Raw genomic sequence first — 16,771 nt, 5'->3', positions numbered from 1 at the left:
CCGGGGCCTCCCCGGGCGCCACGGCCGTCACTGCGGGGGCTGCGGCATCTCCTCGATCTGCCGGACCTCCGCCTCGACCGGCCAGTGGGTCGGGTGGGTCCGCAGGAAGCGGCGGGTCCATTCCAGTGCCTCCGCCTTGTCCTTGCACTGCAGGATCGCGTAGCCGCCGACGACCTCCTTGGTCTCGGTGAACGGCCCGTCGGTGCAGCCGACCTTCCCGTCGGTCCAGCTCAGCCGGGTGCCCTGGGCGGTCGGGGTCAGCCCGGCGGTCTCCAGCATCACCCCGGCCCTGGTGATCTCCTCGAACAGCGCCCCCATCCGCTGCTCGAACCCGGGGTCGGGCTCCCAGTCGTTCCGGGCGTTCTCGTCGATGCGGATCAGCGTCATGAAGCGTGGCACGGTGACTCCTCGGTCCGGCGGGCGGGGCCGTTCCCCGCCGCTCACCCCTGCGTCGATCTGGCCGGCGCCGGATCGACACCCGCCGCGAAGAATCTTTCCGCCGGTTTGCGAAGCCGGGTTCGCGGGTTGCGCCGTCCGTGATCGAATGGTTCGAACGCGAAGCCGGAGGAGGGGGAGCACGGAGATGCTCGCGGAGATCCTGGAAGTGGTGACCGACGTGCTGGCGCTCGGCCCCGTGGGCGGTCGGGAGACGGCCGAGCGGGCGGACTTCAAGGCAGGCAGGGTGGTGGCGTTCGAGGGGCGGGTCTTCGGGAGCGGGTCCTACTGCCGCCCGGGTGACCGCTATCTGCGGGCCTCGGCCGCCGCGCTCGTGGTCGGCCCGCACGAGGGCGACGACGTGCGGAACCTGCCGCTGCCGCTCGACCGGCTGGAACTGCTCACCGTTCGGGCGCGGAAGAAGGGCGACCCGGACGGGATCAAGGGCCTCTGGTCCGTCGCCGAATGTCGTGACGGCGACGAACCCGTGCTGATCTGCTGCGCCTCCACGCACATGGCGTACCTCCGGGGACTGCTCGCCGGCCGGCCGGTCACCGGGTAGCCGCCCCCGGCGCGCACAGCGGCGCTGCCCGCAGGTGCGAGCTGAAAGTCGGCTCTGCCATGGCGGCTGCTGCTGAACAGGACCATTCGGCGCCGCAACTGCGAATGTCGGAGCTCCCCTCGGGTAGTCCTCCTCCCGGGCCGCAGTGGCACGGCCCGGGAGGAAGGAGCGCCATGACCCCGGCGAGACCCGGCGTGACCCCGACGAGGCCCACCGTCCGGCTGCACGGCCACCTCGACGAGCCGGCCGAGCTGACCGTCGAGCAGCTGCGGGCCCTCCCCGCGCACCGGGTCGAGGTCAGCTTCGACTGTCTGACCGAGGGTGAGCGGCGCCACGGGTACGAGGGCCCGGCCCTGCTGGACGTCCTGCTCGCCGCCCGCCCCCGGATCGACTTCTCCGGCCGCAAGCAGCGGCTGCGCTTCCTGCTCGACGTGGTCGGCGCCGACGGCCACCGGGCGGTGGTCTCCTGGGCCGAGATCGACCCGGACTTCGGCGGCCGCCGGATCCTGCTCGCGACCAGCATGGACGGCGCCCCGCTGGACGCGGCCGGCCCGCAGCTGGTCGTCCCGGACGACCACTGCGGCGCCCGCTTCGTCAGTGCCGTCACCGCCGTCTGGCTCGGCCCGCTCGGCGACCCGACCCAGCCCGTCGGGTAGCCCGCCCCACCCCGGGGTCCGCCCCCGGTCCACCCCGGCGTCCCATCCCGACCGGCGGCCCCGGGGCCCGCCCCGGGCGCCCGGCAAACCGCTCGACCGGCGCGGCTTTCCGTGCCAACATGCCCCATATGGGGACGATTCTGCACGGCACCCTGGTCACCCTCCGCCCGGCCACCGCCGACGACATCCCGGCGCTGGTGGCGATCCGCAGCACGCCCGAGGTGTTCGCCCGCTGGCGGGGTGGTGACGACCTGGTGGACGAGGTCGCGAGGGACTTGGAATCGCCCGACACCGAGACCTTCGCGATCGACGTGGGCGGCCGGGTGGTCGGCGCCGTGCAGTGGTACGCCGAGAACGACGACGAGTACCGGCACGCCGGGATGGACATCTTCCTGGACCCTTCGGTGCACGGCCTGGGCCTGGGCACCGACGCCGTGCGCACCATGGCCCGGCACCTGGTGCACGAGCGCCACTACCACCGGCTGGTGATCGACCCGGCCGTGGACAACCTCGCCGCGATCCGCTGCTACACCAAGGTCGGCTTCCGCCCGGTCGGCACCATGCGCCAGTACGAGCGCGGTTCGGACGGCACTTGGCACGACAACCTGCTGATGGACCTGCTCGCGGACGAACTGTCGGACGGCTGACCGGTCGTCACTCGACCGCAGGCGTCCGGTGCAAGGGTGTACAGACATCTTGTCGGTCGACGGCCCTGACCTGTACAGACATCTCGCCGCCACAGGAGCGATCGCAACTGATCGCCTGGCGTTCTTCCCGAAGTACCGGGCAGTAGCTAGCGTTCCCCCGCCAATCCCCGGCGGCCGGCCACCCCGGCCCGCCCGGGCCCCACCGGATTGACGGACCCCCAGGAGAACGCCCATGCTCTCGCGTCGTACGGCCACCGCCCTCACCTCGGCGGCCGCCGCCGCACTGCTGCTCGGCGGCACCGCCCCGAGCGCGTCCGCCACCACCGCGGCGAGCCCCACCACGCTGTCCGTCTTCGCGTTCAACGTCGACCTCGGCACCGCCGTCGTCGACAGCACCCAGAACGAGCAGGCGGCCCGCCGCACCCCGGTGATCGAGCGGATCGTCCGGCAGCACAACGCCGACGTGGTCGTCCTGGACGAGCAGTTCAACAACAGCTCGACCGCCGACATCAACGCCAAGCTCGCCGACCTCTACCCCTACCGCACCCCGGTGGTCGGCCAGACCTGCTCCGGCGGCGGCTGGACGGGTGTCAGCGGCAACTGCTCCAGCTCGTGGTTCGTCATCAACGGCGGCACGATGATCCTCTCCAAGTACCCGATCACCGCCCAGTACGCCCACGTGTTCAGCAACTCCACCTACGGCACCTGGGACTACCACGCCAACAAGGGCGCGGCGCTGGTGCAGGTGAACAAGAACGGCAGCACCGCCTGGGTGGTCGGCACCCACCTCCAGGCCGACGAGGCCGACACCTCCACCGACACCACCCAGTCCACCCGGCTCGGCCAGCTCGCCGAGATCCGCGCCTGGGTCGACGGCATCGTCGGCAGCAGCGCCCCGGTGCTGATCGGCGGCGACCTCAACGTCGAGTACTTCCACGGCCAGGGCCGCGGCGACTACACCAACGCCCAGAACGCGGTCAACGGCGTGCTCGGCACCCCGGCCACCGACCCGAACCAGGCCCGCACCACCATGGACTGCCCGGTCTCCTCCTGGTGCCAGTACATGGCGGGCGTGGAGACCTTCCCGACCGACTACCGGGACGACCTGGACTACATCGGCTACCTCAACGCCCCGGGCCGCCCGGTGCCCGCCTCGATGTCCACCGTGAAGATCGACTTCGACCCGCAGACCGGCTGGGCGCCGGGCTCGCCGGACACCAACGCGCCCAGCGACCACTACCCGGTCGAGGCCGACTTCCAGCTGAACTGACGCACGGCCTTCCAGCTGAACCGACCTACGGCTCAGGGCTGTCGGGCCGCGGATCCGGCCGGGCAGCCGCAGGAGCGCCGCACCACCAGCCGGGCCGGGAAGGTCCGGGCCCCGGCGGCGCGGCGCTCCGCCCCGCCGAGCACCAGGTCCACCGCGGCCCGGGCCATCTCGTCCTGGGCGGTGGTGACGGTGGTCAGCGCCGGTCCGGCGATCACCGCCTCGGCGATGTCGTCGAAGCCCGCCACCGCGAGGTCCTCCGGCACCCGGATGCCGAGGTCGTCGGCGGCCCGCAGCAGGCCGATCGCCTGGTCGTCCGTCGCGCAGAACACCGCGGACGGCCGGTCGGGCCGGCCGAGCAGGGTGAGCGCCTCGGCGTGCGCCCGGACCCGGTCGAAGGGCGCCGGGGTGAGCCGCCCGTCGGTGGACAGCCCGGCCTCGGCCAGCGCCGCGGCCCAGCCGGTCGTCCGCCCGGTGACCGGGTCGAGCGGGCTGAGCGCCAGGGTGCCGCCGAAGCAGTGCACCTCGGTGTGGCCGTGGCCGAGCAGGTGGCGGACCACCTCGCGGGCGCCGCCCTCGTCGTCCGCCACCACGGCCACGCCGCCGGCGCTCTCCGTACGGTGGTGCAGCAGTACCACCGGGGTGCCGTCGGCCGAGTCGAAGCCGGTCAGTCCGGGGGCGGCCGGGTCCTGGGTGACCAGGATCAGGCCGTCCACCTGCATCCCGAGGAAGGCCCGGATGTAGTGCGCCTCGCGCTCGTCGGCGTAGTCGGAGTTGCCGATCAGCAGCAGCCGGCCGTGCTCGGTGGCGGCCTGCTCCACGGCGTGGGCCAGTCCGGCGAAGAAGGGCTGACGGGCGTCCGGCACGACCATCCCGAGCAGGTCGGTCCGCCGCCGGGCCATCGCCTGGGCGACCCGGTTGGGCCGGTAGCCGAGCTCCTCCACCGCGGCGAGCACCCGGGCCCGGGTCGCCGGTGCCACCGGACGCGGACCGTCGTTGATCACATAACTCACGACAGCCGTGGACGTCCCCGCCACCCGCGCCACATCGTCCCGTGTCACCCTCGCCATGACGGATGAGCCTACACAGCGGCTCCGACCAGCGCGTTTTCGGCGGTCGGGGGTGGCGTCGATCACGCCGCCACGAGTTCCGTCACCCACCTCCGTGGTCAGTGCACCCAGGCGGCGTCCGGCACGATCACGGTCAGCGAGGTCTCCCGCAGCCGGAAGCCCAGCGCCTCGTAGACCCGGCGGGCCGGGTTGCCCTCGGTGACCGCCAGGTGCACCTCGGCCAGCCCGCGCCCGGCAGCGTCCGCGACCGTCCGGCGCAGCAGGTCGGCGCCGAGGCCGCGGTAGCCGCGCCGCGGGTGGCGGAACACCTCGGCGACCCAGGGCAGGCCGTCGCGGTCGGTCAGCACGGCGGCGCCGACCACCCGGTCCTCGGCGTCCACGGCGAGCAGGCTGGAGGGCAGCACCGGGCCGATGGCCTTCCCGGCCAGCAGCGGGCCGATGCGCTCGGCCAGGGCGCGGCTGTCGTCGCCGTGGAAGCGGTCCACGTGGGTGGGGTCGAAGGCGGCCCGCCAGGACTCCAACAGCTCCTCGGGCGCCCGGTCGCAGGGCACCGCCCGCAGGCCCTCGCGCAGGGGCAACCCGGCCCAGTCGGCGGGCGGCGGGTCGGCGCGGAGGTCCCGCCCGAAGGTGTGGGCGTGGCGCAGGGCCGTCGCGCCCCGCGCCAGCAGGCGCTGCCCGAGTTCGGGGCTGCCGGAGACCACCCAGCCGGGCAGTTCGGCGCGGATGTACTCGGCGGCGTCCACCGATTCGTCCAGCACCTCCAGCAGGTCGGCCCACGGCCGCCCGTCCCGCTCGCCCACCTGGTACCGCAGCACCGGTACGCCGTCGCCGTCGTGCCTGACCACCCAGTCCGTTTCGGGCATGGCCCACCCCACTTCGCGAGATCGTTCGTCGGCGGCCCATGCTCACCGGGCCGGAGTGTCCCGGCAACAGGTTTTCGGCCGACGGGTCTCGTTCGGCGGGGTGCTGCGTCCCGAGCCGGGGTCACCGCCCGGTGGGGCTCAACTCACCACCGCCGCACGGACGCAGAGCACGTCCGGCAAGTGGGAGATCAGCAGCGACCAGGTCTCGCCCTCGTCGCGGCTGCCGTACACGTCGCCGGTCCGGTTGCCGAAGTAGATCCCGGCCGGGTCGGCGTCGTCGGTGCGCAGGGCGTCGCGCAGCACGATGCCGTAGTGGTCCTCGCCCGGCAGGCCGTTGGCCAGCTGCTGCCAGCTGGTGCCGCCGTCCGTGGTGCGGAAGACCCGGCAGCGCCGGCCGGGCGGGATCCGGTCGTCCGAGCCGCCGAGCGGGAACAGGTAGGCGGTGTCGCCCCGGCGCGGGTGGGCGGCGACGGCGAAGCCGAACTCGGCGGGCAGCCCGTCCGCCACGGAGCGCCAGTTCTCGCCCCAGTCGTCGCTGCGGTAGACGCCGCCGTGGTTCTGCAGGTAGAGCCGGTCGGGGTGGACCGGGTCCGGGGCGATCTTGTGGACGCACTGGCCGAACTCGGGGTACTGCTTCTCCTCCGGGAAGAACTCGGCGCGCAGGCCGGTGTTGGAGGGCGCCCAGGTGTCCCCGCCGTCCTTGCTGCGGTAGACGCCGCCGCTGGAGACGGCGACCAGCAGCCGCTGCGGGTCGCGCGGGTCGGTGAGGATGGTGTGCAGCCCCTGGCCGCCGTAGCCGGCGCCCCACTCGGGCCGCTGGGGGTGGTTCCAGAGCGACTCGACCAGGGCGAAGGTCTCGCCGCCGTCGGTGGAGCGGAACAGTGCGGCGGGTTCGGTGCCCGCGTACACCACGCCGGGATCCTCCGGCCCGGCGGGCTGGAGCTGCCAGACCCTGGTGAGCGAGGCGCCGGTGGACTCGGGGAAGCGGATCGCCGGCTGCGGCGGTTCGAACCAGCTGGCGCCGAGGTCGTCGGAGCGCCACACCGAAGGCCCCCAGTGGCTGCTGTCGGCGCCGACCAGCAGTCTGGTCCGCTCCTCGCGGCGGTCGATGGAGACGGAGTAGATCGCGTTCATCGGGAAGTGCGGCCCGCTGAACTCCCAGTCCAGCCGGTCGCGGCTGCGGCCGAGAAAGAGGCCTTTCTCGGTTCCGACGGCCAACAACACCTCGGTCATGCCTCACACCACCTGATCACGAGCACGGCCCCCGGGACGGCCCCCCGGGCGCGGCGGACGCGCCCCACCAGCCAGTGTCCCGCCGTCCACCGGTGGTCACATCTCGCCGCGCCGCGCCCCGGGTGGGGGAGGCTCAGCCCCGGCAGCCCTCCAGCAGCCGCAGCCAGACCTCGCTGATCGTCGGGTAGGCGGGGACGGCGTGCCAGAGCCGGTCGATCGGCACCTCGCCGACCACCGCGACGGTGGCCGAGTGCAGCAGTTCGGCGACGGCCGGGCCGACCAGGCAGGCGCCGACGATCACCTCCCGGTCCAGGTCGAAGACGGCCCGGGCCCGGCCGCGGTAGCCGTCGGCGTAGAGCGAGGCCCCGGCGACGTTGCCGATCTCGTGGTCGACGGCCTTGACCCGCAGCCCGAGCCGTTCGGCCTCGGCCAGGGTCAGGCCGACGGCCGCGACCTCCGGTTGCGTGAACACCACCTGCGGCGCGCCCGCCAGGTCGGCGGATGCGGAGTGCGCGCCCCAGCGCGAGGTGTCCAGTGCGCGCCCCTGGGCGCGGGTGGCGATCGCCGCCCCGGTGATCCGGGCCTGGTACTTGCCCTGGTGGGTGAGCAGCGCCCGGTGGTTGACGTCCCCGGCGGCGTACAGCCACTCGCCGTCCACGCCCAGCACGGTGCAGCTGTCGTCCACGTCCAGCCAGCCGCCCGGCCGCAGCCCGACCTGCTCCAGCCCGATGTCGGCGGTGCGCGGGGCCCGTCCGGTCGCGTACAGCACCTCGTCGGCGGTCAGCCGCTCGCCGCCGGAGAGCGTCAGCTCCACCGGTCCGTCGGCCCCGCCGCGCTCCAGGGCGGTCACCTCGGTGCCGAAGCGCAGGTCCACCCCGGCCTCCCGCAGCCCGTCGGCGACCAGCTCGCCCGCGAAGGGCTCCATCCGCGGCAGCAGCGCGTCGCCGCGCACCAGCAGCACCACCTCGGAGCCGAGCGCCCGCCAGGCGGTGGCCATCTCCACCCCGACCACCCCGCCGCCGACCACGGCCAGCCGCCCGGGGACGGTCGGCGAGCCGGTCGCCTCCCGGTTGGTCCACGGGTGGGCCTCCGCCAGCCCGGCCACGGAGGCCGGCAGCACCGGCCGACTGCCGGTGCACACGGCGACGGCGTGCCGGGCGGTGAGCACCCGCTCGGTGCCGTCCTCCGCCTCCACCGTGACCGTCCGCACGCCGGCCAGCCGGCCGTGGCCGCGGACCAGCTCGATGCCGGTGTCCCGCAGCCACTGCACCTGGCCGTCGTCCTTCCAGTGCGAGGCGAAGGAGTCCCGCCGGGCCAGCACCGCCGCCGGGTCCAGCCGCCCGCCGCCCACCGCCTCGCGGGCGCCGCCGACCGCGCGGGCGTCGCCGAGCGCGGCCACCGGCCGCAGCAGCGCCTTGCTCGGCATGCAGGCCCAGTACGAGCACTCCCCGCCGACCAGTTCGGCCTCCACGATCACCGTGCGCAGGCCTGCGGCGACGGTCCGGTCGGCCACGTTCTCGCCGGTCGGGCCCGCGCCCAGGACGATGACGTCGTACTCCTCGGCGGTGCTGCTGGTCATGTCCCGTCCTCCGTGGTCTCGCGGGTCCGTGCGCTCTGTCCACGCCGGGGCGGCTTCGCGGGCCGCCGGCGTGGGCCCCATCCTGCCCGGGGCGGGGCCCGCGGGCGAACACGCGGAGCGGGTCAGATCGCCGCGAGCTCCGCCAGCAGCGCCGCCGTGTCGGCCGGCCGGGAGAACATCGGCCAGTGCCCGGTGGGCAGTTCGCGCAGCTCCCAGTTGGGCCCGTCCAGCCCGGCGAACCACGGGTGACCGGCCGCGATCAGCGCCCGCACCTGCTCCAGCGGGAAGGAGCAGGAGATCAGCGCCTGCGGCAGCTTCGCCCCGGCGCCGGTCAGCCGCAGCGCGTCCCGGTACGTCCCGGCCGGTTGCGGGGTGAGCCGGGCCCGGATCCGCCCCAGTGCGGCCGGGTCCAGGCCCTCGGTGCTGGAGCCGTGGGCGGCCATGTACTCCCAGGAGGGCATCGGGAGGCGGCCGTCGACCACGGTGGCGTCGGCCTCCGCCTGGAAGTCGGGCTGCCACAGGTCGTACACCGAGGTGCCGTCGGCCATCGGGCCGCTGTCCAGGTAAACCACCCGCCGGATCCGCTCCGGCAGCCGGTCCGCGACTCCGCCCACCGGGGCGCTGGCGCCGCTGTGGGCGACCAGCACCACGTCCCAGAGGTCCTCGCGCACCAGCAGCCCGGCCAGGTCCGCGATGTGCTCCGCCAGCCCGAACTCGCCCTGCTCGCCCGCCCGTTCGGCAAGGCCCGGCAGGCTCACCGGATGAACCCCGTGCCCGGCCGCGCGCAGCGGTGCGGCCACCTCGTCCCAGGCCCAGGCGCCGAGCCAGAACCCGGGGACCAGTACGAACGTGCTCATGGTGCACCGCTCCTTCCACGGTGGGATCCGTCACCGGTGACTCTAGGGTCCGTCTTCGGACTCCCGCCTCCGGATTCCCGCCCTCCGGACGGCCGGACGGCGGGCGGGACCGCACGGCCGGGGCCCGGGGAGCAGTGGCTCCCCGGGCCCCGGCACAGAACAGAACAGAACAGAACAGAACAGAACAGAACAGACCGGGATGGAGCGGGACGGCTCAGGCCTGGCCCCCGGCCGCCTGCTCCTCCGCCACCTTGCGCTTGACCTCGGTCATGTCCAGCTTGCGGGCCTGCCCGATCAGGTCCTCGAACACCGGCTCCGGCAGCGCGCCGGCCTGCGAGAAGACGAGCACGCCCTCGCGGACGATCGCCAGCGTCGGGATCGACTGGATGCCGAACGCGGCGGCCAGCTCCTGCTGGGCCTCGGTGTCGACCTTGGCGAACACGAGGTCCGGGTGGCGCTCCGCGGCCTTCTCGTACACCGGGGCGAACTGGCGGCACGGCCCGCACCACCCGGCCCAGAAGTCGATGAAGACGAAGTCCTTGCCCTCCGGGCCCGGGACGATGTCGTCGAAGTTCTCCTTGGTCAGCTCGACCATGTTGCTCATCTCGCGGATCCTTCCCTTCCGAAGTTGGTGGCGGTACAGATCGTCTGCCCGCCACAACGGTGATGCCCGCCGGGGTATTCCGGGGTCGGCCCGGATTGAGCACCCGGCCGCCACCGTCCGTACAGAGGGGTGTCCAGTTCGTTCACCGACCCGGGAGGCTCCCCATGCGCAGCAGCACCCCCCGTACCCGCCGGGCCGCCGTGCTCGCCGCCTCCGGCCTCGCCGCGGCGGCCCTGATCGCCGGCTGCGGGTCCTCCGGGTCCGGCACATCGAGCACGCCCGGCCCGCCGAGCGGTTCCGGCTCCCCGGCCGCCGCCACCCTGCAGACCGCCCACGACCCCAAGCTCGGCACCATCGTCACCGACAGCGCGGGCTTCACGCTCTACCGCTTCGACCAGGACCAGAACAACCCCTCGGACTCCTACTGCAACGGTAGCTGCGCCTCCCTGTGGCCGCCCGAGCACGCCGGCGGCGACGTGACGGTCAAGGGCATCGACAGCAAGCTGGTCGGCAGCTTCACCCGCGACGACGGCACCAAGCAGGTCACCGTCAACGGCTGGCCGGTCTACCGCTACTCGCCGGACAGCAAGCCCGGTGACACCAAGGGTGAGGGCGTGGCCGGCAAGTGGTTCGCGGTGACCCCGACCGGCGGCAAGGCGATGCCGGCCACCACTCCGGCGCCCGCCACCCCCACCCCGCAGCCCAGCACCCCGGCGCCGGGGTACTGATGCCGTCGACCGCCGACCACCCTGGACCGGGAGGCCCGGTTGCGCAACGATGAAGTGGTGACCGAGGAGCATCCCGGCGGCGGCCGGGCCGGGTACGGCACGGGGGCCGCGGACGAGGAGCTGATGAGGGCCCTGTACCGCGATCACGCCGGTCCGCTCTTCGGCTTCGTCCTCCACCTGGTCGCGGGGGACCGGCAGCGCGCCGAGGACGTCGTCCAGGAGACGCTGGTCCGGGCCTGGCGGAACATCCACCGGCTCGACCCGCAGGCCGGCTCGCTGCGGCCCTGGCTGGTCACCGTCGCCCGCCGGATCGTCATCGACGGCCACCGCAGCGCCGGCGCCCGCCCGCGCGAGGTGGACGCGGCGGTCCTGGAACAGCTGCCCGCCGAGGACGAGATCGACCAGGCGCTGCGGATGATGACCGTCGCCGACGCGCTCGCCGACCTCTCGCCCGCCCACCGGGAGATCATCGTCGAGACCTACCTCAAGGGCCGCACCGCCAAGGAGGCGGCCGTCGAACTCGGCATCCCGGCCGGGACGGTCCGGTCGAGGGTGTTCTACGCACTGCGCTCGCTCAGGCTCGCGCTGGAGGAACGGGGAGTGACATCGTGACCGACCGGCCCGACTCCACCCCCGGCCTGCCCGAAGGGCCGCCCGGCGGCTCCGAGCACCTGGACGTCGGGGCGTACGTCCTCGGCCTGCTGGAGCCCGCCGAGCGCACCGCCTTCGAACGGCACCTGGCGCACTGCCCGCAGTGTGCCGGGCAGGTGGACCAACTCAGCTTCGTCGAGCCGCTGTTGGCCGAGTACGTGACATCGGCGAAGACCGCCGGACTGGACCCGGCCGAACCTGCGCCGGCCCCGGACGGACGCGTCCTGGACCGGCTGGTCGCCGAGGTGACGGCCGGCCGGCGGCGCGGCCGGGTGCGGCGGCTGGTGCTGGCCCTGGCCGCCACCGCGGCGGTCGCGGCGGGCCCGGCCATCACGGCCGCGGTGCTCACCGCCGACTCCACGCCCGCGGTGGTCGCCGTCGCCGAACAGTTCAGCGCCACCGACCCGGCCACCGGCGCCAAGGCCGCCGTCGGGGTCGACGGCAAGACCTGGGGCAGCCAGGTCAGCCTGCAACTATCCGGCGTGCAGGGCCCGTTGACCTGCCGCCTGGTCGCCGTCTCGCACGGTGGCGACCAGCAGACCGTCACCACCTGGAGCGTCCCGGCGGACGGCTACGGCCGGCCGGGCGACGGCGCCGGCACGCTGCGCACCACCGGCGGCGCGGCCCTCCAGCCGGGCGACATCGACCACTTCGAGGTGCGGGTGCAGAACACCGGTGCCCTGCTGGTGTCCGTCCCCGCGCACCACACCTGAGTGCGACCGGCCCGACTCGGGGCAGCGGGTGCGGCCCGTCGTACGTGACCAGCCGCCCGACCCGGGCCGTGGCCAGGTGGGCGGGCCGGCGCGGATCGGGCCCGCCGTCGCCGGCCTTGTGCTCCCGCCGCCAGGTCCGGCTCCAGCCGACCCGTGGTACCAGGCCTGGTCGGGCGAGCCCGGCCGGCGCCGGTTCCACCGGGCCGGCTCCGACGCCGACGGCTTCCCGGCCGGCTTCTCCACCCGCCGCTGCGCCGCGTACCGCTCCGCCCGCGCCAGCCGCAGCTGCCGCGCCTCGTGCAGTTCCTCCACCGCCCGCACCAACGACTCCGGGTCGGCCTCCAGCAGCCGGGGCATCCGGGCGCTGACGGTGAGGTGGTGGTGGGGCGTGTCTGACAATTCGCGTCGGGCGCGCTACGCCGGGGCAGGAACCTCGCCGCGTTGTCGTCGGTCGCCGATGCGCTGCGTCGGGCTCCCTCCTCCGCCTTGCGGTGCACGCACCCCGACGCCGCTCCTTCGCCCACTCACCATGTGCCGGTCGGTCTCATCCCGCTATCCGGCGTCCGCCGCGATCGAGGCCAGCACCCGCCCGCAGCGGCGGGCGAAGGCGTGCTGGAGGAGCGGGAACAGTGGACCGGCGAGCCGGGCCCACCAGGCGACCGGCCGGCTGAACGCGGTGACGCTGAACCAGACCGACCCGTCCGGCGCCAGTTCGACCAGGAAGGTCTCCTCGCCCCGGCCGAGGTGCCCGTGCCTGGTGCCGTAGGTGAAGCCGTACCGGTCCGGGCCGTTGACGGCGGCCAGCACCCGGTTGGGCGCGCCCGCCCGCAGCGGGCCGACGCCGATCGCGCAGCGGACGGCGACGCCCGGGGCGGCCTCCTCGGCCTCCGCGTCGATCCGCACGCCGGCCAGGCGGTGCATCCGCCAGCCGAGCAGGGCGGCCCCGGCGACGTCCAGGGCGGCGCGGCCGTGGCCGATGCGGGCCCGGTGCCGCAGGTGGCGGTAGCCGGCGGGCAGTTCGCCGGTGCGGCTGGCGCCCTGCTCGGGGTAGCTGTAGTCGTTCACCGGGGGTCCTTCGCGGTGGTGGTCCGGCGCCAGGCGAGGAGCGCGCAGAGGGCGAAGCCGAGCGCGTTGCCGAGGCCGTGGGTGGCGGCCATCCAGCTCAGGGTGGGGTGGGGGAGTCCGGCGGCCCGGCCGAGCGCCCACCACAGGGCGAGCAGCATGGTGAGCGCCAGCACGGCGGAGGAGAGGGCGAGCAGCCGGGCGGCCGTCCGGTCCGCGGTGCGGGGGCGCAGTTCGCGCCAGCTGACCAGGCCGACCAGCCACATCCCGGTGCTGAGGACGACGGCTCCGGCGAACTGCCACCAGTTGCCGAGGAAGTACCCGGCGAGTACCAGCAGGGTGCCGGCGGGGACGCTGAGGGCCGCGCAGCGGGCCGCTCGGGAGCCGGGCTCCGAGGCCCGGCAGACCAGTCCGGCGATCAGCGCGGCGGTGAATCCGGCGTAGTGGAAGTGCGGGACGGTCAGCGCGAGGATGTGCGGCTCGAAGCCGAACAGCGGATAGCCGGAGCGTTCGGCGACCAGCGCGACCCCGGCCACCGAGGGGGCGGCGAGTGCGGTGAGCACGGCGATCTCGGCGGGGACGAGGGAGCGGGTCCGGGCCAGTCGCCGGGGTGCGTGCAGGGCCACGGCCAGGGTGCCGAGGGCGTAGGCGACCGCGGTGCCGGTGGCGAGGGCGCCGCGCGGAAGCCAGAGCGAGAGCGCCCCGGGGACGGCCGCGAGCGGCCACAGCCGGCGGATCCGGGCCAGCCCGGGTTCGTCGACGAGCGCGAGGCCGAGCGGCAGGACGGCGCCCATGCCGAGCAGGACCAGGAGGTCGACCAGTTCCGTCGTGCCCTTGCCCATGGCGGACACCCTCCTCTTGAACCCGTTCAAATGCCGTGCGTCGGTGACTCTACGCGGCATTGTTGAACGCGTTCAACCCGCCCCCGGTCCGGCTGGCCTGGTGTTCACGCTGGGTGCGGCGCACCCTGGAGGAGTAACCGATGGAGGTGATCCGCCATGCAGACTCTGGTCGGTTGGCACATCGAGATGGAGTTCCGCGAGGACGGCCCGCGGACGACCGCGGCCGCCCTGCTCCGGCTCGGCGACGGGAGTGAACTGCGCGCCCACGGCCACAGCAGCCGCCACCCATCGGACCCGGAACAACTGCGGGTCGGAGAGGAGATCGCGGGCGCCCGCGCACTTAACGACCTCGCCTCGCAGCTGCTCTCCAAGGCCCACGGCGAGATCCAGGAGGTCAGCCCGGTCCCGACCCACCCGCTCTCGTGACCGCCCCGCACCCGGGCGGCGACCAGGCCGGACGGGACCCGAGCCGCGCGCGAATCCCGCTGATCTGCCCGCGCTGCGGGCACGAGCAGCAGGTCGTGCCCGGCGGCCCCGAACGGGCGGTCAAGGTCGTGCACGTGGGGACCGGCCGGGAGGCCTGCGAGCCCGGGGACCTGGCCCGGGCGCCGGACGACGGGGACTGACGGACCGGTCCCCGCCGCACGGGCCTGGCGTCAGGGTCCCCGCCGCGCGGTCCCGGCCCCACGGCGGGCGTCAGTTGACGCAGTACGTGCCCGGCGGCCGCCACTCCGGCCCGACCAGCCGCTGTTCCAGCTCGTTCGGCGTGATCCGGATCCCGACCGTCCCGGCCAGTCCGACCCGGAACCGGCTGCGGGCCAGCACGATCAGCGCGGTGAGGCCGTACTTGTTGATCAGTGAGGTGCGGTAGCGCGCGGTCGCGTCGGGGTCGCAGAGCCGGGCACGGGCCGGGAGGCGCCGGCCGGTCGGGCGTCCGTGGGCGTCGCAGGGGCCGATCAGCACTTGGGGGTGGCGGCGGATCCGTTCGGCCTCCCCGGAGTGGGCCGGGGTCCAGACGCCGAGTGCCGGGCCGTCCGGCACCACCCAGAGCTGGGAGTCCAGCCGGCTGCCGTCGTCGGCGAAGGTGGTCAGCAGGAGGTACCTGCTGTCGGCGAGCTGCTCGGTTCGGTCGGGCATGATCTCCTCCCTCTGTCGGGGGGCGGGTCAGTGGTGACCGTGGCCCTCGCCCTGGGTGATCTCACGATGCTCGCGGTACTCCCCGGCGGTGGGCTTGGCGATCCTGGCGTGCTCGCCGTGGAACCCGCGGGACAGCCGTACGCGGGTGCGGGTGAGCGCGCCCGTCGGCCGGGCCACTCCATTCTCGTCCACCGCGGGCGGCAGTTCGAGGGGGCGGGGCTGCTCGTGGGCGGTGAGCCGGTGCAGTTCGGCGGGCGCGAGCCCGGCGTGCACCTCGGTGAACTCGCCGTGCGGCAGCCGCTTGATGACACCGGTCTCCCGCCCGTGCAGCACCTTGTCGCGGTCCCGTCGCTGGAGGCCCAGGCACCAGCGCTTGGTGACCACGAAGACGGCCACCGGGACGACGAAGAAGCCGATCCGCACCGCGTGGGTGATGGTGTTGAGCGACAGGTGCAGATGGGTGGCGATGAGGTCGTTGCCGCCGCCCGCGAGCATCACCAGGTAGACGCTGATCCAGGCCGCGCCGAGAGCGGTGCGCACGGGGGCGTTGCGCGGCCGGTCGAGCAGGTGGCGCTCCCGTCCGTCGTTCGTCACCCAGCCCTCGATGAACGGGTAGACCGCGATCGCGCCGAGGATCACCGGGAAGAGCGTGAACGGGATCAGCACCCCGAGGTTGAGGGTGTGCCCCCATATCCCGATCTCCCAGCCGGGCATCACCCGGATCAGGCCCTCGGCGAAGCCCATGTACCAGTCCGGCTGGGCGTCGGTCGACACCTGGTCCGGACGGTACGGGCCGTAGGCCCAGATCGGGTTGATCGTGGCGACCGCCGACATCAGCGCGATGATCCCGAAGACCAGGAAGAAGAACCCGCCGGCCTTGGCCGTGTAGACCGGCATCAGCGGCATCCCGACCACGTTCTTCTCGGTGCGGCCGGGCCCGGCCCACTGGGTGTGCTTGTGGTAGAAGACCAGGATCAGGTGCGCCACCAGCAGGCCGAGCATGATGCCCGGGACGAGCAGCACGTGGATGGTGAAGAACCGCGGCACGATGTCGTGCCCCGGGAACTCCCCGCCGAACAGGAACATCTGGATGTAGGTGCCGACCAGCGGCAGGGCCAGCACCACGCCCTCGATGAAACGGATGCCGGTGCCCGACAGCAGGTCGTCCGGCAGCGAGTAGCCGAAGAAGCCGTCCAGCATGCCGAGGAACAGCAGCAGGAAGCCGAAGACCCAGTTGATCTCACGCGGCTTGCGGAACGCGCCGGTGAAGAACACCCGCATCATGTGCACGAACATGGCCGCGACGAAGACGACCGCCGCCCAGTGGTGGATCTGCCGGATCAGCAGCCCGCCCCGCACCTCGAAGCTGATGTCCACGGTGGAGGCGTAGGCCTCGGACATCGGGACGCCCTTGAGCGGGACGTACGAGCCGCTGTAGACCACCTCGCCCATGCTGGGCTTGAAGAACAGGGTCAGCCAGACACCGGTCAGGATGATGATCAGGAAGGTGTAGAGGCAGATCTCGCCCAGCATGAAGGACCAGTGGTCCGGAAAGATCTTCCGCAGGTTGGCCCGGGCCAGGGTGTGGATCCCCAGCCTGCCGTCCGCCCAGTCGGCGGCCCGCCGCCCCCGTCCTGGGTTCTGATTCCGCGTCATGTCCACGCACCTCGGGTCCGAAGTAAACGGGGATAGTTCCCCGTTTCATGCTTGGGTCACCATATCGGGGAGTGGTCCCCACTTCTATCGGAGGGGGTGGAAGCTGCTCTGGCGCGCGACCCGCCACAACGCGAGCGGCCCGTCCGGTGTCGTGGAAGACACCGGACGGGCCGCGTTCGCACCCGAGTTGCCCGTGGAAGGGCGGCACC

The 16,771-nt window shown here is 73.7% G+C and carries 20 protein-coding genes; 9 read left to right on the top strand and 11 right to left on the bottom strand.

Annotated features, from left to right (window positions below; genetic code table 11):
- Positions 1 to 27: 27 nt before the first annotated feature.
- Complete coding sequence (locus tag ACFWIS_RS16420) at positions 28 to 399, bottom strand: YciI family protein (RefSeq protein ID WP_380456364.1); 372 nt, start codon at positions 397 to 399, stop codon at positions 28 to 30.
- A 184-nt stretch (positions 400 to 583) separates the two neighbouring features.
- On the opposite strand from ACFWIS_RS16420, the gene ACFWIS_RS16415 reads away from it, so the two are divergent.
- The 4 genes from ACFWIS_RS16415 (at position 584) to ACFWIS_RS16400 (ending at position 3,570) form a co-directional block, all read left to right on the top strand.
- Entirely contained in the window at positions 584 to 997 is a 414-nt protein-coding gene (locus ACFWIS_RS16415) for a hypothetical protein (protein ID WP_380456366.1), read from the top strand.
- A gap of 173 nt (positions 998 to 1,170) precedes the next feature.
- Positions 1,171 to 1,653: a molybdopterin-dependent oxidoreductase gene (locus tag ACFWIS_RS16410; RefSeq protein ID WP_380456368.1), complete on the top strand. Its 483-nt coding sequence runs from the start codon at positions 1,171 to 1,173 to the stop codon at positions 1,651 to 1,653.
- A gap of 128 nt (positions 1,654 to 1,781) precedes the next feature.
- Positions 1,782 to 2,300 (top strand): GNAT family N-acetyltransferase, encoded by a 519-nt coding sequence (locus tag ACFWIS_RS16405; protein WP_380456370.1) that lies wholly within the window; start codon positions 1,782 to 1,784, stop codon positions 2,298 to 2,300.
- Between the two features lie 232 nt (positions 2,301 to 2,532).
- Complete coding sequence (locus ACFWIS_RS16400) at positions 2,533 to 3,570, top strand: sphingomyelin phosphodiesterase (RefSeq protein ID WP_380456372.1); 1,038 nt, start codon at positions 2,533 to 2,535, stop codon at positions 3,568 to 3,570.
- Between the two features lie 32 nt (positions 3,571 to 3,602).
- Here the strand turns inward: ACFWIS_RS16400 and ACFWIS_RS16395 are convergent, their stop codons facing one another.
- The 6 genes from ACFWIS_RS16395 to ACFWIS_RS16370 all read right to left on the bottom strand — a co-directional run bounded on the left by ACFWIS_RS16395 (position 3,603) and on the right by ACFWIS_RS16370 (position 10,043).
- The gene (locus tag ACFWIS_RS16395) at positions 3,603 to 4,637 is read right to left on the bottom strand and encodes a LacI family DNA-binding transcriptional regulator (RefSeq protein WP_380456374.1); all 1,035 of its coding nucleotides are present in this window, start codon (positions 4,635 to 4,637) and stop codon (positions 3,603 to 3,605) included.
- 98 nt (positions 4,638 to 4,735) lie between these two features.
- Positions 4,736 to 5,500, bottom strand: a complete 765-nt coding sequence (locus tag ACFWIS_RS16390; protein ID WP_380456376.1) for a GNAT family N-acetyltransferase — start codon at positions 5,498 to 5,500, stop codon at positions 4,736 to 4,738.
- 138 nt (positions 5,501 to 5,638) lie between these two features.
- A complete protein-coding gene (locus ACFWIS_RS16385) occupies positions 5,639 to 6,733 on the bottom strand; it encodes a WD40/YVTN/BNR-like repeat-containing protein (RefSeq protein ID WP_380456377.1) in 1,095 nt (364 codons plus the stop codon).
- 133 nt (positions 6,734 to 6,866) lie between these two features.
- Positions 6,867 to 8,312: a dihydrolipoyl dehydrogenase family protein gene (locus ACFWIS_RS16380; RefSeq protein ID WP_380456379.1), complete on the bottom strand. Its 1,446-nt coding sequence runs from the start codon at positions 8,310 to 8,312 to the stop codon at positions 6,867 to 6,869.
- Positions 8,313 to 8,434: 122 nt separating this feature from the next.
- Positions 8,435 to 9,169: an alpha/beta fold hydrolase gene (locus tag ACFWIS_RS16375; protein WP_380456381.1), complete on the bottom strand. Its 735-nt coding sequence runs from the start codon at positions 9,167 to 9,169 to the stop codon at positions 8,435 to 8,437.
- A 214-nt stretch (positions 9,170 to 9,383) separates the two neighbouring features.
- A complete protein-coding gene (locus ACFWIS_RS16370; RefSeq protein ID WP_380523886.1) occupies positions 9,384 to 10,043 on the bottom strand; it encodes a thioredoxin family protein in 660 nt (219 codons plus the stop codon).
- On the opposite strand from ACFWIS_RS16370, the gene ACFWIS_RS16365 reads away from it, so the two are divergent.
- From ACFWIS_RS16365 to ACFWIS_RS16355, 3 genes are read left to right on the top strand one after another with little or no spacing between them, the layout of a single operon-like run.
- The gene (locus ACFWIS_RS16365) at positions 9,938 to 10,501 is read left to right on the top strand and encodes a hypothetical protein (RefSeq protein WP_380457088.1); all 564 of its coding nucleotides are present in this window, start codon (positions 9,938 to 9,940) and stop codon (positions 10,499 to 10,501) included. The genes ACFWIS_RS16370 and ACFWIS_RS16365 overlap by 106 nt on opposite strands.
- Before the next feature lie 54 nt (positions 10,502 to 10,555).
- A complete protein-coding gene (locus ACFWIS_RS16360; RefSeq protein WP_380457156.1) occupies positions 10,556 to 11,113 on the top strand; it encodes a sigma-70 family RNA polymerase sigma factor in 558 nt (185 codons plus the stop codon).
- The gene (locus tag ACFWIS_RS16355) at positions 11,110 to 11,865 is read left to right on the top strand and encodes a zf-HC2 domain-containing protein (RefSeq protein ID WP_380457086.1); all 756 of its coding nucleotides are present in this window, start codon (positions 11,110 to 11,112) and stop codon (positions 11,863 to 11,865) included. The genes ACFWIS_RS16360 and ACFWIS_RS16355 overlap by 4 nt, the downstream gene beginning before the upstream one ends.
- Positions 11,866 to 12,417: 552 nt before the next feature.
- Here the strand turns inward: ACFWIS_RS16355 and ACFWIS_RS16350 are convergent.
- Together ACFWIS_RS16350 and ACFWIS_RS16345 are read right to left on the bottom strand one after the other, a co-directional pair.
- The gene (locus ACFWIS_RS16350) at positions 12,418 to 12,930 is read right to left on the bottom strand and encodes a DUF1990 family protein (protein ID WP_380457084.1); all 513 of its coding nucleotides are present in this window, start codon (positions 12,928 to 12,930) and stop codon (positions 12,418 to 12,420) included.
- Entirely contained in the window at positions 12,927 to 13,769 is an 843-nt protein-coding gene (locus ACFWIS_RS16345) for a YndJ family protein (protein ID WP_380457082.1), read from the bottom strand. Before ACFWIS_RS16345 ends, ACFWIS_RS16350 begins: the two co-directional genes overlap by 4 nt.
- Before the next feature lie 156 nt (positions 13,770 to 13,925).
- Between ACFWIS_RS16345 and ACFWIS_RS16340 the strand changes: the two genes are divergently transcribed.
- Both ACFWIS_RS16340 and ACFWIS_RS16335 read left to right on the top strand, forming a co-directional pair.
- Positions 13,926 to 14,195 (top strand): DUF1876 domain-containing protein, encoded by a 270-nt coding sequence (locus tag ACFWIS_RS16340; protein WP_380457080.1) that lies wholly within the window; start codon positions 13,926 to 13,928, stop codon positions 14,193 to 14,195.
- A complete protein-coding gene (locus ACFWIS_RS16335) occupies positions 14,192 to 14,395 on the top strand; it encodes a hypothetical protein (RefSeq protein WP_380457079.1) in 204 nt (67 codons plus the stop codon). Before ACFWIS_RS16340 ends, ACFWIS_RS16335 begins: the two co-directional genes overlap by 4 nt.
- A 70-nt stretch (positions 14,396 to 14,465) precedes the next feature.
- Here the strand turns inward: ACFWIS_RS16335 and ACFWIS_RS16330 are convergent, their stop codons facing one another.
- Positions 14,466 to 14,906: a PPOX class F420-dependent oxidoreductase gene (locus ACFWIS_RS16330; protein ID WP_380457077.1), complete on the bottom strand. Its 441-nt coding sequence runs from the start codon at positions 14,904 to 14,906 to the stop codon at positions 14,466 to 14,468.
- A gap of 27 nt (positions 14,907 to 14,933) precedes the next feature.
- Complete coding sequence (locus ACFWIS_RS16325) at positions 14,934 to 16,562, bottom strand: cytochrome bc complex cytochrome b subunit (protein ID WP_380457075.1); 1,629 nt, start codon at positions 16,560 to 16,562, stop codon at positions 14,934 to 14,936.
- Between the last annotated feature and the right edge of the window lie 209 nt (positions 16,563 to 16,771).

This window comes from Kitasatospora sp. NPDC127060 (genome assembly GCF_042724935.1).
Classification (GTDB): domain Bacteria; phylum Actinomycetota; class Actinomycetes; order Streptomycetales; family Streptomycetaceae; genus Kitasatospora.
The sequence above is the reverse complement of the archived record's forward strand: the minus strand, read 5'-3'. Positions and strand labels throughout refer to the sequence as shown.

Coding starts and splice junctions, on each gene's coding strand:
- ACFWIS_RS16415 (WP_380456366.1), top strand. CDS start 584: ATGCTCGCGGAGATCCTGGAAGTGGTGACCGACGTGCTGGCGCTCGGC.
- ACFWIS_RS16410 (WP_380456368.1), top strand. CDS start 1,171: ATGACCCCGGCGAGACCCGGCGTGACCCCGACGAGGCCCACCGTCCGG.
- ACFWIS_RS16405 (WP_380456370.1), top strand. CDS start 1,782: ATGGGGACGATTCTGCACGGCACCCTGGTCACCCTCCGCCCGGCCACC.
- ACFWIS_RS16400 (WP_380456372.1), top strand. CDS start 2,533: ATGCTCTCGCGTCGTACGGCCACCGCCCTCACCTCGGCGGCCGCCGCC.
- ACFWIS_RS16395 (WP_380456374.1), bottom strand. CDS start 4,637: ATGGCGAGGGTGACACGGGACGATGTGGCGCGGGTGGCGGGGACGTCC.
- ACFWIS_RS16390 (WP_380456376.1), bottom strand. CDS start 5,500: ATGCCCGAAACGGACTGGGTGGTCAGGCACGACGGCGACGGCGTACCG.
- ACFWIS_RS16385 (WP_380456377.1), bottom strand. CDS start 6,733: ATGACCGAGGTGTTGTTGGCCGTCGGAACCGAGAAAGGCCTCTTTCTC.
- ACFWIS_RS16380 (WP_380456379.1), bottom strand. CDS start 8,312: ATGACCAGCAGCACCGCCGAGGAGTACGACGTCATCGTCCTGGGCGCG.
- ACFWIS_RS16375 (WP_380456381.1), bottom strand. CDS start 9,169: ATGAGCACGTTCGTACTGGTCCCCGGGTTCTGGCTCGGCGCCTGGGCC.
- ACFWIS_RS16365 (WP_380457088.1), top strand. CDS start 9,938: ATGCGCAGCAGCACCCCCCGTACCCGCCGGGCCGCCGTGCTCGCCGCC.
- ACFWIS_RS16370 (WP_380523886.1), bottom strand. CDS start 10,043: ATGTGCCGGACCCGGAGGACCCGCAGCCGGCGATCAGGGCCGCCGCGG.
- ACFWIS_RS16345 (WP_380457082.1), bottom strand. CDS start 13,769: ATGGGCAAGGGCACGACGGAACTGGTCGACCTCCTGGTCCTGCTCGGC.
- ACFWIS_RS16340 (WP_380457080.1), top strand. CDS start 13,926: ATGCAGACTCTGGTCGGTTGGCACATCGAGATGGAGTTCCGCGAGGAC.
- ACFWIS_RS16330 (WP_380457077.1), bottom strand. CDS start 14,906: ATGCCCGACCGAACCGAGCAGCTCGCCGACAGCAGGTACCTCCTGCTG.
- ACFWIS_RS16325 (WP_380457075.1), bottom strand. CDS start 16,562: ATGACGCGGAATCAGAACCCAGGACGGGGGCGGCGGGCCGCCGACTGG.